The organism is Pseudomonas sp. WS 5059, from assembly GCF_012985525.1.
In the GTDB taxonomy this organism is placed as follows: domain Bacteria; phylum Pseudomonadota; class Gammaproteobacteria; order Pseudomonadales; family Pseudomonadaceae; genus Aquipseudomonas.
In genome coordinates, this window is the sequence record NZ_JAAQWO010000003.1 from 268,352 (window position 1) to 287,628 (window position 19,277).

Below are 19,277 nucleotides of genomic sequence, written 5' to 3' on the forward strand. Positions count from 1 at the left end.
CTCCTGCCGAAGGCTTTGACCCCGCGCCGTGCTACGTCGACCAGGCATAGGCTTAGACGGCCTCGTTGGACTCGTCCTCGAACGCTGCAAACAGCGGTTCGTCTTCAACGATCTCGGCGTTGGCGATGAACTCGTAGCTCATCACGCCGGCAGCGATTTCGCGCAGGGCCATCACGGTTGGCTTGTCATTTTCCCAATTGAGCAACGGCTCTTTGCCGCCAGTGGCCAATTGACGGGCACGCTTGGTAGAGAGCATGACCAGCTCAAAGCGGTTATCCACGTGTTCTAGGCAGTCTTCAACGGTTACGCGGGCCATGGTATTCCTCGGAGCGAATGCAAGATGCGCGCTGCCCGGTTGGGCGAGCGGACTCAACAGTTTAAAAAATCACCAGCGTTTAGGGAAGCGCTGATTTTCCGCAGGCCCCGGCAAACACGCTACAAGCGCCAATGTAAGGCCCTTGCAGCGGTTTTGGGAAGAGCCATTCAACCGAGCAGTTCGGCCAACAATTTGCCAAAACGCTGTTGCTGGCGTTTTTGCTGGAGCTGATTGGCACGGAAAATCGCCTTCAGGTCGTCCAGGGCGTGGGCAAAATCGTCGTTGATGATCAGGTAGTCGTAGTCCACATAGTGGCTCATTTCACTGACGGCTTCGCGCATGCGCCCAGCGATGATCTCGTCACTGTCCTGGCCGCGATTGGTCAGGCGCTGGTGCAAGGCTTCCAGGGACGGCGGCAGGATAAAGATCGAGCGCGCCTTGGGCATCAATTGGCGCACTTGTTCGGCGCCCTGCCAGTCGATTTCCAGGATCAGGTCATGACCTTCGTCGAGGGTCTGCTGCAAATGGCTCTGGGACGTGCCATAGAGGTTGCCGAACACTTCGGCACGCTCCAGGAAGTCACCGTGTTCGATCATCTTCACGAACTCGCTGCGCTCGACGAAGTGATAGTTCACGCCGTTCACCTCACCCGGACGCATGGCGCGGGTGGTATGGGAGACCGATACGCGGATCTCCGGGTTGGCGTCGGTCAGGGCCTTGACCAGGCTGCTTTTGCCCGCGCCCGAGGGCGCGGAAACAATGTAGAGGGTGCCGGTGCTGTGGGTCATGGGAGTTGCCTTACTCAATATTCTGTACTTGTTCGCGCATTTGCTCGATCAACACTTTGAGGTTGACCGCAGCCTGGGTGCTGCGCGGATCGAAGGCTTTGGAGCCCAGTGTATTGGCTTCGCGGTTGAGTTCCTGCATCAGGAAGTCCAGGCGCCGACCAGCGGCACCGGCCGCCTTGAGCACGCGGCGCACTTCCAGGATGTGGGTACTCAGGCGGTCGAGTTCTTCGGCGACGTCGCTTTTTTGCGCGAGCAGGACCATTTCCTGCTCCAGGCGCACCGGGTCGAGGTCGGCCTTCATGTCGGCGAAGCGGTCGAGGACCTTCTGGCGCTGGGTGGCCAGCATTTGCGGGACCAACTCGCGCAGGGTCACCACGTCGGCTTCGATAGCGGTCAGGCGCTCGCTGATCAGGCGCGCCAGTTCGGCGCCTTCGCGCTCGCGCCCGGCCTTGAGCTCCTTCAGGCCTTGATTGAACAGGGCCAGGGCCTCGGCATTCAGCGCCTGCGGGTCAGTGGCGTCGGCCACCAGTACGCCGGGCCAGGCCAGGACTTCCAGCGGGTTCAGGGCTGCCGGCTGCTTGATCAGGCTGGCGATGGTCTCGGCGGCGGCGACCAGTTGCGCGGCGCGTTCGCGGTCAACCTGCAGCGGCTTGCCGGTGGTTTCCTCGGTAAAGCGCAGGGTGCATTCCAGCTTGCCACGGGAGATGCCGGCGCGCAGGGCTTCGCGCACGGCGCCTTCAAGGTCGCGAAAGGATTCGGGCAGGCGCAGGTGCGGCTCCAGGTAGCGGCTGTTGACCGAGCGCAGTTCCCAGCTCAGGGTGCCCTGGGCGCCGGCTTTTTCGACGCGGGCGAAGGCGGTCATGCTGTGCACCATGGAGGTACCTCGCGATACAGTCCCGCAAACGGGCGGGCTGGTAGGTAGATTGAAGCCGACAGGCTGCGAAGGCGCAGGATTGTAGCGCAACGGGGCGAGCGCCCCCAAATGCTGGCTGTGACAAAGGGTGGCAGGGCTTGTCCATTCGTTACCGAATTTATTAGCAGTGCCGAGAAGCGGCCTGCGGCTCTATAATGCTCGGCAGTTTTTCGTCCTTAGTACAGGTATCCCCTATGAAACGTCCAAGTGGTCGCGCTGCCGATCAGCTCCGCTCGATCCGCATCACCCGCAACTACACCAAACACGCCGAGGGATCTGTACTGGTCGAGTTTGGCGATACCAAGGTCATCTGCACCGTCAGCGTGGAGAACGGCGTGCCGCGTTTTCTCAAGGGCCAGGGCCAGGGTTGGTTGACCGCCGAATACGGCATGTTGCCGCGCGCCACTGGCGAGCGTAACCAGCGTGAAGCCAGTCGTGGCAAGCAGGGTGGTCGTACCCTGGAAATCCAGCGCCTGATCGGCCGCTCCCTGCGCGCTGCGCTGGACATGTCCAAACTGGGCGACGTGACCCTATATGTCGACTGCGACGTGATCCAGGCCGACGGCGGCACCCGCACCGCGTCCATCACTGGCGCCATGGTCGCCCTGGTCGATGCGCTGAAAGTGATCAAGAAACGCGGTGGCCTGAAAGGTGGCGACCCGCTCAAGCAGATGATTGCCGCTGTGTCGGTGGGCATGTACCAGGGCGAGCCGGTACTGGACCTGGATTACCTGGAGGATTCGGCTGCCGAGACCGACCTGAACGTGGTCATGACCAGCACCGGTGGCTTCATCGAGGTGCAGGGCACCGCCGAAGGTGCGCCATTCCAACCGGCCGACCTGAACGCCATGCTGGCCTTGGCCCAGAAAGGCATGAGCGAAATCTTCGAACTGCAGAACGCCGCACTGGCTGACTGAAACCAGCCTCAAGGAGCAACGCCATGAGTGACAACCAGCTTCCTGTGTCGGCCCAGAACAAAGAAGTGCGCCAGTGGGCGATGCTCTGTCACTTCGCGGCGTTCCTCGGCCTGGTGTTCCCCTTTGGCAGTGTGTTGGGGCCGTTGATCCTGTGGCAGGTGAAGAAGGACATGGACCCGCTGATCGATGACCAGGGCAAGGAAGCGCTGAACTTCCAGCTGACCGTGGCCATCGCCTGGCTGGTCTGCTTTGTCCTGGGGTTCGTGGTGATCGGCTTCCTGTTGATGGTGGTGCTGGTAATTGCCGCGCTGGTGTTGACCATCATCGGCGGGGTCAAGGCGAACAAAGGCATTGCCTACCGTTACCCGCTCACCTGGCGATTGATCAAATAATCATCGCCCACAAAAAAACCGACAGTGATGTCGGTTTTTTTGTGCCTGGATATTGACCTCAGATGGTCAAGGTCCAGTCGTAGTCCACGATCAACGGCGCATGTTGCGAGAAGCGCGGTTGACGCGGCAGACGTGCGCTGCGCACAAACCGGCGCAGGCCGGGGGTCAGCAACTGGTAGTCGAAACGCCAGCCCAGGTTAAGCATCTCGGCCTGTTCGTTGTCCGGCCACCAGCTGTACTGGTCGCCTTCGCGGCTGACTTCACGCAGGGCATCTACATAACCCATGTTGCCGACAATCTCGTCCATCCAGGCCCGTTCCGGCGCCAGGAAACCCGGGGATTGCTGGCTGTCGCGCCAGTTCTTGATATCCAGCTTCTGTTGCGCCACGTACAACGAGCCACAATAAATGTACTCGCGACGTTTGCGTCGCTGTTTATCCAGATAACGGGCGAAATCGTCCATTAGCTTGAACTTCTGGTTCAAGTCTTCATCGCCGTTCATCCCCGAAGGGAGCAGCAAGGTAGCAATACTGACTTTGTCGAAATCGGCTTGCAGGTAGCGCCCGTAGCGATCGGCTGTCTCGAAGCCGAGGCCGCTGATGACCGCCTTGGGTTGCAACCGTGAATACAGAGCCACGCCACCTTGGGCAGGGACTTCGGCATCACAGGCATAAAGGAAGTAGCCATCCAGTTGGAAGGCTGGGTCGTCCAGTTCAAAGGCGGAGGCGCGGGTGTCCTGCAGGCAGATGACGTCGGCATTCTGGGCTTGCAGCCAACTGAGCAAACCACGCTCGACTGCAGCCTGAATACCATTAACGTTCACACTGATGATCCGCATAAATGGCCCCAAAAATCGCGTGCGTGTATGATACACGCCGTCTACCTATTTAGCTAAATCCGTGGTATCTGAGGCTTTTTTCATGCAGGCGTATCAACGCGATTTCATTCGTTTTGCCATCGATCGCGGGGTTTTGCGCTTCGGTGAGTTCACCCTCAAGTCCGGGCGCACCAGCCCATATTTCTTCAATGCTGGCCTGTTCAACTCGGGTTCTGCCCTGGCGCAACTGGGGCGTTTCTACGCCGCCGCCATTGTTGAAAGCGGTATTTCCTTCGATGTGCTGTTTGGCCCTGCCTACAAAGGCATTCCGTTGGCCGCCGCGACCGCAGTGGCCCTGGCCGAACATCACGACCGGGATCTGCCATGGTGTTTCAATCGCAAGGAAGCCAAGGCCCACGGCGAAGGCGGCAGCCTGGTCGGCGCACCGCTGGCCGGTGATGTGCTGATCATCGACGATGTGATCACCGCCGGCACCGCGATTCGTGAAGTGATGCAGATCATTGCATCCCAGGACGGCGCCAAGGCCGCCGGCGTGCTGATCGCACTGAACCGCCAGGAGCGCGGCAACGGTGAGTTGTCGGCGATCCAGGAAGTAGAGCGTGATTTTGGCATTCCAGTGGTCAGCATCGTGTCGCTGAACCAGGTATTGCAGTTCCTCGAAGACGACCCGCAGCTCAAGCAGCACCTGCCGGCAGTGCGTGCGTACCGCGAGCAGTTTGGCGTCTGACCCCTTGTAGCTGATGAGCTTGTGTAGGAGCGAGCTTGCTCGCGATGGCGATCTGTCAGTCAACATCAGTGTTGAATGGACTACCGCTATCGCGGGCAAGCCCGCTCCTACAGGGGATCTCCATAATGCTGCAGGTCGATGCACATAAAAAAGCCCCCGTTCAACCAGGTTGAACGGGGGCTTTTTGTTTCAGTGTTTACGGCCGCTTGCGATTGCTGATCAGCGTGCCCATGCCCGTATCAGTGAAGATCTCCAGCAGCACCGCATTGGGCACCCGGCCGTCGATGATCAGCGAGCTGCCGACACCACCTTGCACTGCTTCCAGTGCGCAGCGGATCTTCGGCAGCATGCCGCCGTAGATAGTGCCGTCGGCGATCAGGTCGTCGACTTGCTGGGTGGTCAGGCCGGTCAGGACCTTGCCTTCCTTGTCCATCAGGCCGGCGATGTTGGTCAGCAGCATCAGCTTCTCGGCCTTCAGGGCCTCGGCCACCTTGCCGGCTACCAGGTCAGCGTTGATGTTGTAGGACTCGCCATTGGCCCCCACGCCAATCGGCGCGATCACCGGGATGAAGTCGCCCTTGACCAGCAGGTTGAGCAAATCGGTGTTGATGCCGATCACTTCGCCCACCTGGCCGATGTCGATGATTTCCGGCTGGGTCATCTCCGGGGTCTTGCGGGTCACGGTGAGTTTCTTCGCGCGGATCAACTCGGCGTCCTTGCCGGTCAGGCCGATGGCGCTGCCGCCGTGACGGTTGATCAGGTTGACGATGTCTTTGTTCACCTGGCCGCCCAGGACCATCTCCACCACATCCATGGTCTGTGCATCAGTGACACGCATGCCGTCGATGAAATGACTCTCGATGGACAGGCGCTTGAGCAGGTCGCCGATCTGCGGGCCGCCGCCGTGTACCACCACCGGGTTGATCCCGACGGCTTTCATCAACACGATGTCGCGGGCAAAGCCGGTTTTCAGCTCGTCGCTTTCCATGGCATTGCCGCCGTACTTGATCACCAGCGTCTTGCCGACGTAGCGTCGAATGTAAGGCAGCGCTTCGGAAAGGACCTTGGCGGTATTGGCGGCAGCGTCGCGTTCGAGGGTCATTCAGGGCTCCGGGGCAAATAATCAGAACGGTAGTTGGAGATCAGGGGCAACACGTTTCAACTGGGCGTGGAACACGTCCTTGATGCGCTGCAACTCGGCCTCGGTATCCGCCTCGAAACGCAGGACCAGCACCGGAGTGGTGTTGGACGCGCGAACCAGGCCCCAGCCTTCGGCATAATCGACTCGCACACCATCAATGGTGGTCAGGTTGGCGCCTTCACCCCATTGCGCATCGTGCAATGCGTCAATGATGCTGAATTTGCTCTCTTCGGTCACATGGATATTGATTTCCGGCGTAGAAATATCGTTCGGGAAGGTCTCGAACAAGTCTTCAGCGCTGGATTTCTCCTTGCTGAGGATCTCCAGCAGGCGGGCGGCGCTGTAGATGCCGTCGTCAAAACCGAACCAGCGTTCCTTGAAGAACACATGGCCGCTCATTTCGCCGGCCAGCAGGGCACCGGTTTCTTTCATTTTCTTTTTGATCAACGAATGACCGGTCTTCCACATCAGTGGGCGGCCGCCATATTCCTTGATCAACGGCGTCAGGCGCCGGGTGCACTTGACGTCGAAGATGATCTCGGCGCCTGGGTTGCGTGCAACCACGTCGCGGGCGAACAGCATCAGCAGGCGGTCGGGGAACACGATGCTGCCGGTGTTGGTCACCACGCCCACGCGGTCGCCGTCGCCATCGAAGGCCAGGCCGACATCGGCCCCCACTTCTGCGACCTTGGCGATCAGGTCCACCAGGTTTTCAGGCTTGCCCGGGTCCGGGTGATGGTTGGGGAAGTTGCCGTCGACGTCGCAGAACAGCGGGATCACTTCGCAGTTCAGGGCTTCGAGCAGTTGCGGGGCGATCACGCCGGCTGCGCCGTTGCCGCAGTCCACCACGACTTTCAGGCGGCGCTGGAGCTTGACGTCCCGGGTGATTTCGTCCGAATAGCGCTGGAGGATATCGACCTGGGTGATGCTGCCCTGGCCGCTGGTCAGGTCATTGGTCTTGAGGCGAGTGTGCAGGGCCTGGATCTGCTCGTTGGCCAGGGTGTCGCCGGCAATCACGATCTTGAAGCCGTTGTAGTCCGATGGGTTGTGGCTGCCGGTGAGCATCACGCCGGATTTGCCGGCCAGCACGTTGGCGGCGTAGTACAGCGCCGGCGTTGGCACCAGGCCTACGTCACTGACATGGCAGCCGCTGTCGGCCAGGCCCTGGATCAGGCGTTCCACCAACTCGGGGCCGGACAGGCGACCGTCACGTCCCACCGAGACGTTGGGCTCGCCCTGGGCCAGGCTTTGGGAGCCGATGGCGCGGCCGATCCAGTAGGCGGTTTCGGCGGTCAGGGTTTTCGGGACGACGCCACGGATGTCGTAGGCGCGGAAAATGCTGTCGGGAAACGTCGGTGCGACTGGGGCTGCGTTGCTCATCACTGGGAAACTCCATCGATACGGGGCGGACAGGCCTGAGTGCGGCGACCGGCAGGCTCAAACTGAAGGGTAAGACGGCGTTTTAGCCCTAGAGTTCGTAGTGCGAAAGTGCCACTGGGGCATACCGGACGCTGCGCCCGGCATGCCTGAGCGTAGTCAGTGGCTGCCGGAATGCCCGAAACCGCCTGCGCCGCGCTGGGTTTCGTCGAACTCGGTCACCAGCTCGAAATGCGCCTGCACCACCGGTACCAGCACCAGTTGGGCGATACGCTCGCCGACGGCGATGTTGAAGGCGGTCTGGCCACGGTTCCAGCACGAGACCATCAGCTCACCTTGGTAGTCGGAGTCGATCAGGCCCACCAGGTTACCCAGCACGATCCCGTGTTTGTGGCCAAGGCCCGAGCGCGGCAGGATCAACGCAGCCAGGCCAGGGTCGCCGACGTAGATCGACAGGCCGGTAGGGATCAGCAGGGTCTGGCCCGGCTCAAGGACGGTGTCTTGCTTGAGCATGGCGCGCAGGTCCAGGCCGGCGGAGCCGGGTGTGGCGTAGGCCGGCAGTGGGAAGTCGGTGCCGATGCGGGGGTCGAGGATCTTGGCTTGCAAAGCGTGCATGGAAATTAAACCTGGTTCAGCCGTTGGGCGATAAAAGAGATCAGTTGGCGGGCAATCTTGCCCTTGCTGGTCTGGGCGAAAAGGGTGGCGTGCAGCTCGCGGTCAATCACGCTGCAGGCGTTTTCCTCGCTGTTGAAGCCGATGCTGGGGTTGGCGACATCATTGGCAACGATCAGGTCGAGGTTTTTGTCTTTCAGTTTACGTGCGGCGTAGTCCAGCAGGTTTTCGGTCTCGGCGGCGAAACCGACGCTGAACGGACGATCGGCGCGGGTGGCAATGGTGGCCAGAATGTCCGGGTTGCGGACCATTTGCAGGAGCAGGCCATCGCCGCTTGTAGGGTCTTTCTTGAGTTTTTGCGGCGCAACCACTTCCGGGCGGTAGTCTGCGACCGCTGCCGAAGCGATAAACACATCACAGGGAATCGCCGCCTCACAGGCCGCGAGCATGTCGCGGGCGCTGACGACGTCGATGCGGGTGACCCGGTCCGGGGTTGGCAGATGCACCGGGCCGGTGATCAGGGTCACGCGCGCGCCTGCCTCAACCGCCGCCTCAGCCAGGGCAAAGCCCATTTTCCCTGAGCTATGGTTGGTGATGTAGCGCACCGGGTCGATGTTTTCCTGGGTCGGGCCGGCGGTAATCAACACGTGCTTGCCGGTCAGGGCCAGGTGCTGGAAACACTCGGCGGCGCACAGCGCCAGGTCCGTGGCTTCGAGCATGCGGCCCAGGCCGACGTCACCACAGGCCTGGCTGCCGGAGGCCGGGCCAAAAACCTTGAGGCCACGGCTTTGCAGCAATTGGGTGTTGGCCTGGGTGGCCGGGTCGCGCCACATGGCCTGGTTCATCGCCGGGGCGATGGCGACGGTGGCGTCGGTGGCCAGTACCAGCGTGGTCAGCAGGTCGTCGGCAATACCTTGGGCGAGGCGCGCGATGAGGTCGGCGGTGGCGGGTGCGATCAGCACCAGGTCGGCCCATTTGGCCAGTTCGATATGGCCCATGGCGGCTTCGGCAGCCGGGTCCAGCAGGTCCAGGTGTACCGGGTGGCCGGACAGTGCCTGCATGGTCAGTGGGGTAATGAACTCACTGCCGCCACGGGTCATGACCACGCGCACTTCGGCGCCCTGGTCCAGGAGCCTGCGAACCAACTCTGCGCTCTTGTAGGCGGCAATGCCGCCGCCGACGCCGAGAACGATGCGTTTCCGATACAGACGCTGCATTGGTTTGCCTTTCCAGTTCAGTGATGGCGTTGCGATCCCCCCTCCCCAGGGTGAAATCGCGCGCAAAAAAGAGCGGCTAAGATAACACAGCGTCCGCCATGCAACAGCGGCGCACATGCACACGGAGGTGCCATGAGTATTCGCAATTGGCCTGCGGCGGAGCGTCCGCGGGAGAAGCTTTTGGAGTTGGGCGCGCAGAGCCTCTCGGATGCCGAGTTGCTGGCGATTTTCCTGCGTACCGGTGTCTCGGGTAAAAGCGCGGTGGACCTGGCGCGCCACCTGTTGGGGCAGTTTGGCAGCCTGCGTACGCTGCTGGAGGCGCGCCAGGCCGTATTCATCCAGCACCTGGGCCTGGGGCCGGCCAAGTTCGCCCAGTTGCAGGCGGTACTGGAAATGGGGCGGCGCCATCTGGCCGAGCATGTGCGTAACGAGTCGGTTCTGGAAAGCCCGGTAGCCGTGCGTGATTACCTCAAGGCCCTGCTGCGCCACCAGCCCCACGAGATATTTGGCTGCCTGTTTCTCGACTCCAGGCATCGGGTGCTGGGTTTCGAGGCGCTGTTCCAGGGCACCATCGACAACGCCACGGTCTACCCGCGACAAGTGGTCAAGCGCGCCCTGGACTACAACGCGGCGGCCTTGATCCTGTGCCACAACCATCCCTCCGGGAATGCCGAGCCGAGCGTTGCTGATCGAAAATTGACCAAAGTGCTGCAAAAGGCCCTGGATCTGGTGGATGTGCGGGTACTGGACCACATCATTGTCGGCGACGGTGACCCGCTGTCGATGGCTGAATATGGCTGGCTGTAACGCAACCTCTTGTAGGAGCTGGCCTGCCGGCTCCTACAGAGGCCGGGTCAGGGTTTTACGCTGACCTTGGAGAAGTCCTGGCGCCCAAACGGGCTGACCTGATACCCCTCGATACTCTTGCGTGTCAGGGCAAAGGCCGTCGGGTGGGCCAGTGGCAACCACAGTGCCTGCTGCTGGATCTGCGCCTGCGCCTGTTGGTACAGCTTGCTGCGCACGCCTTGCTCGTTGGTGGTCTTGCCGGCACTGATCAGCTTATCCAGCGCGGGGTCGCAGTAGCGGGCGAAGTTGGTGCCGGATTTGACCGCTGCGCAGGAAAACTGCGGGGTCAGGAAGTTATCCGGGTCGCCGTTGTCGCCGGCCCAGCCCATAAACAGCAGGTCGTGCTCGCCCGCCTTGGCGCGGCGGATCAGTTCGCCCCATTCGATCACGCGGATCTCGGCCTGGATGCCGACCTTGGCCAGGTCCGCCTGCAACAACTGGGCGCCCAGGCTTGGGTTGGGGTTGAGCAGGCTGCCCGAGGGCCGGGTCCAGATGGTGGTCTTGAAGCCGTCACTCAAGCCGGCACGGGCCAGCAGGGCCTTGGCCTTGGCGATGTCCTGTGGATAACCCGGCAATTCCTTGGCAAAACCCCAGGTGTTGGGCGGGTAGGGGCCGGTGGCGGCTTCGGCGGTGCCTTCAAACACGGCCTTGAGGTAGCTGGCCTTGTCGAAGGCCAGGTTGATCGCCTGGCGCACTTCTGGCTTGTCCAGCGGAGGGTGCTGGCTGTTGATGGCCACAAAGGCGGTCATGAAGGCTGCGGTCTTTTCCACCTTGAGCGCCGCATCCTTTTGCGCCTCGCCGATATCCAGGGGCTTGGGTGACAAGGCAATCTGGCACTCATCCCGGCGCAGTTTCTGCAGGCGCACGTTGGCGTCCGGGGTGATCGCAAAGATCAAGTTATCCACAGCCGGTTTGCCGGCAAAGTAATCCGGGTTGGCCTTGTAGCGAATGGCCGCATCTTTCTGGAAACGCCCGAAAACGAAGGGCCCGGTGCCGATGGGTTGGCTATTGAGCTTCTCCGGGGTGCCGGCCTTGAGCAGCTTGTCGGCGTATTCGGCCGGGTAGATCGAGGCAAAGCCCATGCTCAGCGCGGCGAGGAACGTGGAGTCGGCGTGATTCAGGGTAAAACGCACGGTCAGCGGGTCGAGGGCGTCGATCTTCTTGATCAGCGCCGGCAGTTGTAGCGACTGGGCGTGAGGGAAGCCGCTCTGGGCAATCTGGTGCCAGGGGTTGGCCGGGTCGAGCATGCGCTCGAAGCTGAAGCGTACGTCTTCGGCGGTGAGGCTGCGGCTTGGGTTGAAATACGCGGTACGGTGAAATTTCACGTCCGGATGCAATTTAAAGGTGTAGGTCAGGCCGTCTGGCGAGACTTCCCAGCTGTCGGCCAGGCTCGGCACCAGCTTGCCGCTTGCAGCGTCGAAGTCCACCAGGCGGTTCATCAACACATCCGCCGAGGCGTTGGTGGTGGTCAGGGAGTTGTACTGCACCACATCGAACCCTTCGGGGCTGGCCTCGGTGCAGACGCTCAACGTGGAGGCCGCCTGGGCCAACGGGGCGAGGAAGAGCGGGGCGAGCAGGAGTGGCAGGGCAGCGAGGCGCATGGTCGGTTTCCTTTGCAGATCGGAGGCCCATCTGCGAGTGCAGTCTGGAAAAGGCCTACCGTAGTGGCCTGATTCACAAATGACTAGCCCATTTTTGCCTGTGCATTTACAGCAAATACTGTTTTGATGGCGCCTCAGGTCATTTTGTCCGGGGCCTTGGCCTACAAGCAGCGGCGATAAAACATTTGGTGCGACGAGCGGTTCGCCAGCACGGCGGCCCACCCTGGCAGCGCTTGAGAGCTGTTCGGGCGAGATTTACAGCGGGAAAAACACACCGGCTGTTGTTGCACTGGGGTCTTTCTGGTATAAAGCAGCGCTCTTTTCTAGGGGCCCGGTTCCTTCACTGTAGGTGTAGCCGGTAAGACCCTTAAAGAAACGCGGCGCCTGGCGCCAAATGACTGAGAGATTAAGCGGCCAACCCATGCCGGGTTGGGCATGTGGTTTTAGAGGGCTGAGGCATGTCGAGAGTCTGTCAAGTTACCGGTAAGGGTCCGGTGACTGGGAATAACATTTCCCACGCAAACAACAAAACCCGTCGTCGTTTCCTGCCAAACCTGCAGCATCACCGCTTCTGGGTTGAAGAAGAGAAACGTTTTGTCCGTCTGCGCGTATCTGCCAAAGGCATGCGTATCATCGACAAGCGTGGCATCACTGTCGTGCTCGCTGAACTGCGCCGCGACGGCAAAATCTAAGGAGCTAAATCATGCGTGAATTGATTCGAATGATCTCTAGCGCCGGTACTGGTCACTTCTACACTACCGACAAGAACAAGCGTACTACCCCGGACAAGCTCGAAAAGAAAATGTTCGACCCGCGCGTTCGCAAGCACGTGATCTACAAAGAAGGCAAAATCAAGTAATTGGTTTTCTTTCTTGTGAAAAAAACCCGTATCTCACGATGCGGGTTTTTTTTGCCTTTTGAAAAGTCGCGCTCGACCGATCAGGCCTTTTCTTCGAACACCACGTAGATCTTGCGGCACGGCTCCAGCACTTCCCAGGTGCCACTGAACCCGGCCGGGATCACGAAGCGGTCACCGGCGCGCAAGGTCTTGGCGTTGCCTTCGGCATCGCGTAGCACCGAAACCCCCTGCACGATCTCGCAGTACTCGTGTTCGGTGTAGTTCACCTTCCATTGCCCGACTTCACCTTCCCAGACCCCGGCGTTCATCTGGCCGCACGGGCTGTTGTAGTGGTTGTAGAGCGTCTGCTCGGGGTCGCCCTTGAGGACTTTTTCTGTGGCGGGGCGGTAGCGTTCGGCGGCGGTGTTCGCCTGGCTGAAATCGACGACATCCTGAATGTTCATGCACGTATCCCGTCTAGGCCTGGGGTTGGAGAGCCAAAGTCTATGTTTATTAAAATGAACATCGCAAGGGCGTTTGCCGCGGTTATGTCAAATATATTGAAACATCCCTTGCGGCTGGTTTAGGGTGGCGGGTGCCTCGGACCGAATAGCTGGCTGGCCGGGCAAGCATTTGGAAGGGAGCGGTTATAACGCCGGGCCCTTATATTTAATAAGAGGAGGACACTCGCATGACCACCCTGACCCGTGCCGACTGGGAACAACGCGCCAAGGACCTGAAGATCGAAGGCCGCGCCTACATCAATGGCGAATACACCGCCGCGGTTTCCGGCGACACGTTCGAATGCCTCAGCCCGGTCGATGGCCGCCTGCTGACCACGGTTGCCAGCTGTGACGTCGCCGACGCCCAGCGCGCCGTGGAAAACGCCCGCGCCACCTTCAACTCCGGTGCCTGGTCACGCCTGGCCCCGGCCAAGCGCAAAGCCACCATGATCCGTTTCGCCGCGCTGCTCAAGGCCAATGCCGAAGAGCTGGCCCTGCTCGAAACCCTGGACATGGGCAAGCCCATCGGCGACTCCCTGGGCATCGACATCCCTGGCGCGGCGCAAGCCCTGAGCTGGAGCGGCGAGGCCATCGACAAGATTTACGATGAAGTGGCCGCCACCCCCCATGACCAACTGGGCCTGGTGACCCGCGAGCCCGTCGGCGTAGTGGCGGCCATCGTGCCGTGGAACTTCCCGCTGATGATGGCCTGCTGGAAGCTGGGGCCGGCTCTGTCCACCGGTAACTCGGTCGTGCTCAAGCCCTCGGAAAAATCCCCGCTGACTGCCATCCGCATCGCCGCCCTGGCCGTTGAAGCCGGTATCCCCAAAGGCGTGCTCAACGTGCTGCCGGGTTATGGCCACACTGTCGGCAAGGCCCTGGCGCTGCATATGGACGTCGACACTTTGGTGTTCACCGGTTCGACCAAGATCGCCAAGCAACTGATGATCTACTCCGGCGAATCGAACATGAAACGCGTCTGGCTGGAAGCCGGCGGCAAGAGCCCGAACATCGTGTTTGCCGATGCCCCGGACCTGCAAGCCGCCGCCGAATCCGCTGCGGGCGCCATCGCCTTCAACCAGGGCGAAGTCTGCACGGCCGGCTCGCGCCTGCTGGTGGAGCGTTCGATCAAGGACAAATTCCTGCCAATGGTGATCGAGGCCCTCAAGGGCTGGAAGCCGGGCAACCCGCTGGACCCGGCGACTAATGTCGGTGCGCTGGTGGATACCCAGCAGATGAACACCGTGCTGTCGTACATCGAGGCCGGGCACGCCGATGGCGCCAAGCTGGTGGCCGGTGGCAAGCGCACCCTGCAGGAGACCGGTGGTACTTATGTCGAGCCGACGATTTTCGACGGCGTGACCAACGCCATGAAAATTGCCCAGGAAGAGATCTTTGGCCCGGTGCTGTCGGTGCTGACTTTCGACAGTGCTGAAGAAGCGGTGGCGATTGCCAACGACACGCCTTATGGCCTGGCCGCTGCAGTCTGGACTTCGGATATCTCCAAGGCGCACCTGACCGCCAAGGCCCTGCGCGCCGGTAGCGTGTGGGTCAACCAGTACGATGGCGGCGACATGACTGCGCCGTTTGGTGGGTTCAAGCAGTCGGGCAACGGTCGCGACAAGTCGCTGCACGCGTTCGACAAGTACACCGAGCTGAAGGCGACCTGGATCAAGCTGTAAGTCCGGACTCCGGGCCCAAGCTGCAGTAGACCCAAATGTGGGAGCGGGCTTGCCCGCGATAGCGGTATATCAGTCACTCATGAGTTGGCTGGTACTCCCTCATCGCGGGCCAGCCCGCTCCCACAGTATTTTGCGTGATCTGGAAATAACCCACAGGAGCGTGGCAATGCGTTGGGCGACTTACTTCGCCGTCCTGGCGTCGGTACTCAGCGTCGGCCTCGCCCTGGGCGTGAGCATGCCGTTGGTGTCCCTGCGCCTGGAAAGCTGGGGCTATGGCAACTTTGCCATCGGCATCATGGCGGCCATGCCGGCATTCGGTGTGTTGTTGGGCGCCAAGGTGTCCAGTCGCCTGGCCTCCTGGTTGGGCACGGCGAACCTGATGCGCCTGTGCCTGTGGGCCGGGGCGATTTCCATCGGTTTACTGGCGGTACTGCCCAGCTATCCGGTGTGGCTGGTGCTGCGGTTGATGATCGGGGTGATCCTGACCATCGTGTTTATCCTCGGCGAGAGCTGGATCAACCAGTTGGTGGTGGAGCAGTGGCGTGGCCGGCTGGTGGCGCTGTATGGCTGTACCTACGCCTTGAGCCAGCTGTCGGGGCCGTTGTTGCTCGGTGTGCTGGGCACCGAGCATGACTATGGTTTCTGGGTTGGTGTCGGCCTGTTGATCGTTGCGCCGGTCCTGCTCCTGGGGCGCAGCGGGGCGCCGACGGCAGAAGCCTTCAGCGTGACCTTTGGCGACTTGTGGGGTTTTTGCCGTGGCTTGCCGGCGATTGCCTGGGCGGTGGCGCTGTTTGCCGCGTTCGAAGCGATGATTCTGACGCTATTACCGGTGTATTGCCTGCAACAGGGCTTTACCGCCGAGGTGGCGCTGGCGATGGTCAGCACCGTGGTCGTCGGCGATGCCCTGCTGCAATTGCCGATTGGCGCCCTGGCCGATTACCTGCCAAGGCGCACCCTGTTTCTGGGCTGCGCGGTGCTGTTGCTGCTGTCGAGCCTGGCGATTGCGCCGTTGCTCGATACCTGGCTGATCTGGCCGATCTGGGTGCTGTTCGGTGCCAGCGCCGGGGGCTTGTTTACCTTGTCGTTAATCCTGATCGGCGAACGCTACCGTGATGATGCGCTGGTGCGGGCCAATGCCCATATCGCGCAGTTGTGGGGCATTGGTTGCCTGATCGGCCCACTGGTAGCGGGGGCTGGCAGCCAGTGGATCAGCGGGCATGCGTTGCCGTTGTTGATGGCGGCGGGGGCCTTGGGGCTGGTGATTCTGTTGTTGCGCCAAGGAGCGTTTGGCGTTGAGCAGCCAGCCTAGGTAAACCTGTAGGAGCCGGCTTGCCGGCGATAGCAACTTACCTGACCCGCCGCTATCGCCGGCAAGTCGGCTCTTACAGGGGTTAGAGCATGCGCTCCAGGCCCACGGTGGTAGCGAACCAGGCATTGAACCGGCGCCACCAGCTACCCGGCTCACGGGTCAGGGTGTGCAACTGGCCGTTATCTTCCGTCACCCAGACCACCTGGCCCTGCTGCAGTTTCGCCTCATAGCTCAAGGCGGGCGCCATCCCTTGCAGGGCCAGGTTGCGCACGTGTTCGGCCAGCTCAGGACTGTCCACCAGCACCCCGACCTCGGTGTTCCACAGCACCGAGCGCGGATCGAAATTGAATGAGCCGATAAACGACTTCTGCCGATCAAAGATCATCGCCTTGCTGTGCAGGCTGGAGTCCGAGCCATGCAGCGCGCGGCTACCCAGCAAGTGCGGGCCACTGCCGCCGCCGTCGCCCGGTTGGCGGCGCAGTTCGTACAACTTCACCCCGTGTTCCAGCAGCGCCTTGCGATAGGGCGCATAGCCGCCATGCACCGCCGGCACGTCGGTGGCTTCCAGGGCGTTGGTCAGCAGGCGTACGTCCACACCCGCGTCTGCGCGGCCGGTCAGGTACACCAGGCCCGGCTGACCGGGGACGAAGTAGGCCGAAATCATCATCAGTTCACTGTGCACGCCTTCCAGCTCTGGCCCCAGTTGAGTGGTGAGCAGCAGTTGCGGGTCGGGATCGGCCTTGGCCAGGACCTTGCTCGGTGCATCCCACAGTGCCTGGTTCCAGGCCCAGATCAGCTCTCGGCGCCAGATGTCCATGCGGGGCTGGGTCTGGTAGGTGCGCAGACGGTTGTACAGGGCATGGTTTTGCTGGCGCGACTCGGCCAGGGACTTCTCCAGGAGCCCGCGCGCGGTGGCCAGGTCGCGGGAGGAGGGGGCGCTGGAGATAAAGTCGGCGATGGGTTTGCTCAGTGCACTGTTCCAGTACTGGTCAAAGCTGTGGCCCAGTTGTTCGGCCACAGGCCCCACGCTGAGCATGTCGATATCGGTGAAGTTCAGGTTGGGCTCGGCATCGAAATACTCATCCCCCAGGTTGCGCCCGCCGACTATCGCCACGCTGTTGTCCGCCAGCCACAGCTTGTTGTGCATGCGCCGGTGTTGCAGCGATAGGTTGAACAGCCGGCCCATGGCCCGCGTCACGCCGGTACTGCGCCCCAGGTGCAAGGGGTTGAACAGGCGAATCTGGATCTGCGGGTGCGCGGCCAGGGTGGCGATGATCTGGTCCAGGCCGTCGCTGGTGGTGTCGTCCAGGAGGATGCGCACCCGCACGCCACGGTCGGCCGCGGTGAGCAACTCGTCCACCAGCATGCGCGTGCTGATGCCGTCATGGACGATGTAGTACTGCAGGTCGAGGCTGGTCTGGGCATTGCGGATCAGTTCGGCGCGGGCCATGAACGCTTCGCTGCTGTTGGGCAGCAGGCGGAACCCGGAGCGGCCCTGATAGGGCGCGGCCTGGGCCTGGATCGAGCGGCCGAAGGCGGACTGCGTGGTCGGCAGCGCTTCGCTGGGTACGCGGGGTACGTTGAGGGTGGCGCAACCGCCCAGGCCCAGGAACCCCAGCAAAAGAAGCGCTAACAGCCGTTGGCTCATCAAGGAGGCAGGTTCCGAATCAGGGCGGTGGTGGGCATATGACGGTGATTGCTGGCAAAAGGTCAGTCCACCCGCTGTTCGGCTTCGGCGAGCATCTTGATCGCCGTGGCCCCGACCTTGCGCACCGCCTCTTCAATCTGGGGTGTTGGCTTGGCAGCGTAGTTCATCCGCAGGCAGTTCCGGTATTTGCCCGAGGCAGAAAAGATGCTGCCCACGGCAATCTGTACGCCTTGCTCGACCAGGGCGCGGTTGAGCCTGAGGGTGTCGAAGCCCTCGGGCAGTTCCACCCACAGCATAAAGCTGCCCTGGGGCCGGCTGGCGCGGGTGCCGGCGGGGAAATAGCGGCTGACCCAATCGAGCATCAGGTCGCGATTGCGCTGGTATTGGCTGCGCATCCGCCGTAAATGCGGCTCGAAGTGCCCGTTCTTGAGGAACTCGGCAATGGCGATCTGCGGTTGGGTGGCGGTGGAGCCGGTGCTGATGTACTTCATGTGCAGCACCCGCTCCAGATAGCGGCCAGGGGCTACCCAGCCGATCCGCAGGCCGGGGGCCAGGGTTTTGGAGAAGGAACTGCAGAGTAGGACGCGGCCTTCTTCGTCGAAGGATTTGATGGTGCGTGGTCGCGGGTAGCTGTAGGCCAGTTCGCCATACACATCGTCTTCGATGATTGCCACGTCAAAGCGCTGGGCCAGGGTCAGCAGCGCCCGTTTGCGGGCCTCGGGCATGATGTAGCCCAGGGGGTTGTTGCAGTTGGGGGTCAACTGGATGACTTTGATCGGCCATTGTTCCAGGGCCAGTTCCAGGGCTTCGAGGCTGATGCCGGTGAGCGGGTCGGTGGGGATTTCCAGGGCTTTCATGCCCAGGCCCTTGAGGGTCTGCATGGCGCCATGAAAGCTTGGCGAGTCGACGGCGACGATATCGCCAGGCTCGCAAATCGCACGGATGCTGGAGGACAGCGCCTCATGGCAGCCGGTGGTGATCACGATGTCCTGGGCGTCGAGCTGGCAGCCGGAATCCAATGACAGACGGGCGATTTGCTCGCGCAGCTCCATACAGCCGTAGATATTGTCGTAGTACAGGCCTGGCAGGTCCTGGCGCCGGCTCACCCGGGCCAGGCTGCGCAGCAGCGGCTTGATGGTTGGCGACAGTACATCCGGCATGCCTCGGCCCATCTGTATGACATCTTTGCGAGGTACCGCGCGGACCAGTTCCAGCACCTGGTCCCACTGGGAAATCTCCACCGGGCGCTGGGCCGGCCGACCTACGGCGGGCAACGCCGGCAGCTCGCGCCCGACAGGCACGAAGTAGCCGGATTTTGGCTTGGGCGTTGCCAGGCCGTTGTCTTCCAGCAGCCGGTAAGCCTGCTGGACGGTGCTCAGGCTGACGCCATGTTCTACGCTCAGGGCGCGCACCGAGGGCAGACGGTCGCCGGGACGGTAGAAGCCCTGTTCGATGCGCGTGCCCAGCAGTTCGGCGAGGTTGACGTAAAGCGTCATGGCGGTTGCTCCCGAGGACCAGTACAGATGCCTGGAAAATACAGGATTCAGCGTGTGTTGTGGAGTATCTGTATGGATTTAATATAGGTTGGTTGAATCTGTAATGGTTTTGCTGC

General features: G+C 61.6%; 19 protein-coding genes and 1 pseudogene. 8 read left to right on the plus strand and 12 right to left on the minus strand.

Features of this window, described 5'->3' with window-relative positions; all coding sequences use genetic code 11:
* Positions 1-52: 52 nt before the first annotated feature.
* The 3 genes from rpoZ to HBO12_RS10105 form a co-directional block, all read right to left on the minus strand.
* Positions 53-316 carry a DNA-directed RNA polymerase subunit omega gene (gene rpoZ, locus HBO12_RS10095; RefSeq protein WP_169955416.1) on the minus strand — a complete coding sequence of 88 codons (264 nt, stop codon included), beginning with the start codon at positions 314-316 and terminating at the stop codon, positions 53-55.
* 167 nt (positions 317-483) lie between these two features.
* Positions 484-1,104 carry a guanylate kinase gene (gmk, locus tag HBO12_RS10100; protein WP_170042065.1) on the minus strand — a complete coding sequence of 207 codons (621 nt, stop codon included), beginning with the start codon at positions 1,102-1,104 and terminating at the stop codon, positions 484-486.
* A gap of 10 nt (positions 1,105-1,114) precedes the next feature.
* Positions 1,115-1,978 (minus strand): YicC/YloC family endoribonuclease, encoded by an 864-nt coding sequence (locus HBO12_RS10105; RefSeq protein ID WP_170042066.1) that lies wholly within the window; start codon positions 1,976-1,978, stop codon positions 1,115-1,117.
* Between the two features lie 233 nt (positions 1,979-2,211).
* On the opposite strand from HBO12_RS10105, the gene rph reads away from it, so the two are divergent.
* Both rph and HBO12_RS10115 read left to right on the plus strand, forming a co-directional pair.
* A complete protein-coding gene (rph, locus tag HBO12_RS10110) occupies positions 2,212-2,934 on the plus strand; it encodes a ribonuclease PH (RefSeq protein WP_057961002.1) in 723 nt (240 codons plus the stop codon).
* A gap of 23 nt (positions 2,935-2,957) precedes the next feature.
* On the plus strand, positions 2,958-3,326 hold the full coding sequence (locus tag HBO12_RS10115; RefSeq protein WP_169955413.1) for a DUF4870 domain-containing protein: 369 nt from the start codon (positions 2,958-2,960) through the stop codon (positions 3,324-3,326).
* A 58-nt stretch (positions 3,327-3,384) separates the two neighbouring features.
* Here the strand turns inward: HBO12_RS10115 and HBO12_RS10120 are convergent, their stop codons facing one another.
* Entirely contained in the window at positions 3,385-4,164 is a 780-nt protein-coding gene (locus HBO12_RS10120; protein ID WP_029289816.1) for an exodeoxyribonuclease III, read from the minus strand.
* Between the two features lie 82 nt (positions 4,165-4,246).
* Here HBO12_RS10120 and pyrE point away from each other — a divergent pair, with 82 nt between their 5' ends.
* A complete protein-coding gene (gene pyrE, locus HBO12_RS10125; protein ID WP_169955412.1) occupies positions 4,247-4,891 on the plus strand; it encodes an orotate phosphoribosyltransferase in 645 nt (214 codons plus the stop codon).
* Between the two features lie 196 nt (positions 4,892-5,087).
* Here the strand turns inward: pyrE and argB are convergent, their stop codons facing one another.
* The 4 genes and pseudogenes from argB to coaBC form a co-directional block, all read right to left on the minus strand.
* Entirely contained in the window at positions 5,088-5,993 is a 906-nt protein-coding gene (argB, locus tag HBO12_RS10130) for an acetylglutamate kinase (RefSeq protein WP_076963434.1), read from the minus strand.
* A gap of 21 nt (positions 5,994-6,014) precedes the next feature.
* Positions 6,015-7,418 (minus strand): annotated as a pseudogene (locus tag HBO12_RS10135) (phosphomannomutase/phosphoglucomutase); the annotation flags it as partial.
* 150 nt (positions 7,419-7,568) lie between these two features.
* On the minus strand, positions 7,569-8,024 hold the full coding sequence (gene dut / locus HBO12_RS10140) for a dUTP diphosphatase (protein WP_169955410.1): 456 nt from the start codon (positions 8,022-8,024) through the stop codon (positions 7,569-7,571).
* Positions 8,025-8,029: 5 nt separating this feature from the next.
* Positions 8,030-9,238 carry a bifunctional phosphopantothenoylcysteine decarboxylase/phosphopantothenate--cysteine ligase CoaBC gene (coaBC, locus tag HBO12_RS10145; protein WP_029289805.1) on the minus strand — a complete coding sequence of 403 codons (1,209 nt, stop codon included), beginning with the start codon at positions 9,236-9,238 and terminating at the stop codon, positions 8,030-8,032.
* Between the two features lie 132 nt (positions 9,239-9,370).
* Between coaBC and radC the strand changes: the two genes are divergently transcribed.
* Complete coding sequence (gene radC, locus HBO12_RS10150; RefSeq protein WP_169955409.1) at positions 9,371-10,045, plus strand: RadC family protein; 675 nt, start codon at positions 9,371-9,373, stop codon at positions 10,043-10,045.
* Positions 10,046-10,092: 47 nt separating this feature from the next.
* On the opposite strand, the gene HBO12_RS10155 is transcribed toward radC, so the two are convergent.
* Positions 10,093-11,685 carry an ABC transporter substrate-binding protein gene (locus HBO12_RS10155; RefSeq protein WP_170042067.1) on the minus strand — a complete coding sequence of 531 codons (1,593 nt, stop codon included), beginning with the start codon at positions 11,683-11,685 and terminating at the stop codon, positions 10,093-10,095.
* Positions 11,686-12,143: 458 nt separating this feature from the next.
* On the opposite strand from HBO12_RS10155, the gene rpmB reads away from it, so the two are divergent.
* Both rpmB and rpmG read left to right on the plus strand, forming a co-directional pair.
* On the plus strand, positions 12,144-12,377 hold the full coding sequence (gene rpmB, locus HBO12_RS10160; RefSeq protein ID WP_007920377.1) for a 50S ribosomal protein L28: 234 nt from the start codon (positions 12,144-12,146) through the stop codon (positions 12,375-12,377).
* An 11-nt stretch (positions 12,378-12,388) separates the two neighbouring features.
* Entirely contained in the window at positions 12,389-12,544 is a 156-nt protein-coding gene (gene rpmG, locus HBO12_RS10165) for a 50S ribosomal protein L33 (protein ID WP_003176906.1), read from the plus strand.
* 80 nt (positions 12,545-12,624) lie between these two features.
* On the opposite strand, the gene HBO12_RS10170 is transcribed toward rpmG, so the two are convergent.
* A complete protein-coding gene (locus HBO12_RS10170) occupies positions 12,625-12,987 on the minus strand; it encodes a cupin domain-containing protein (RefSeq protein ID WP_170042068.1) in 363 nt (120 codons plus the stop codon).
* Positions 12,988-13,214: 227 nt separating this feature from the next.
* Here HBO12_RS10170 and HBO12_RS10175 point away from each other — a divergent pair, with 227 nt between their 5' ends.
* Both HBO12_RS10175 and HBO12_RS10180 read left to right on the plus strand, forming a co-directional pair.
* Positions 13,215-14,708, plus strand: a complete 1,494-nt coding sequence (locus HBO12_RS10175) for an aldehyde dehydrogenase (RefSeq protein ID WP_057440504.1) — start codon at positions 13,215-13,217, stop codon at positions 14,706-14,708.
* A gap of 166 nt (positions 14,709-14,874) precedes the next feature.
* Positions 14,875-16,017, plus strand: coding sequence for an MFS transporter (locus tag HBO12_RS10180; protein WP_169955406.1), 1,143 nt, complete (start codon positions 14,875-14,877; stop codon positions 16,015-16,017).
* 82 nt (positions 16,018-16,099) lie between these two features.
* Here the strand turns inward: HBO12_RS10180 and HBO12_RS10185 are convergent, their stop codons facing one another.
* Both HBO12_RS10185 and HBO12_RS10190 read right to left on the minus strand, forming a co-directional pair.
* Positions 16,100-17,665 carry a phospholipase D family protein gene (locus tag HBO12_RS10185; RefSeq protein ID WP_170042069.1) on the minus strand — a complete coding sequence of 522 codons (1,566 nt, stop codon included), beginning with the start codon at positions 17,663-17,665 and terminating at the stop codon, positions 16,100-16,102.
* Between the two features lie 62 nt (positions 17,666-17,727).
* Positions 17,728-19,161 carry an aminotransferase-like domain-containing protein gene (locus HBO12_RS10190; protein ID WP_170042070.1) on the minus strand — a complete coding sequence of 478 codons (1,434 nt, stop codon included), beginning with the start codon at positions 19,159-19,161 and terminating at the stop codon, positions 17,728-17,730.
* Positions 19,162-19,277: the final 116 nt, after the last annotated feature.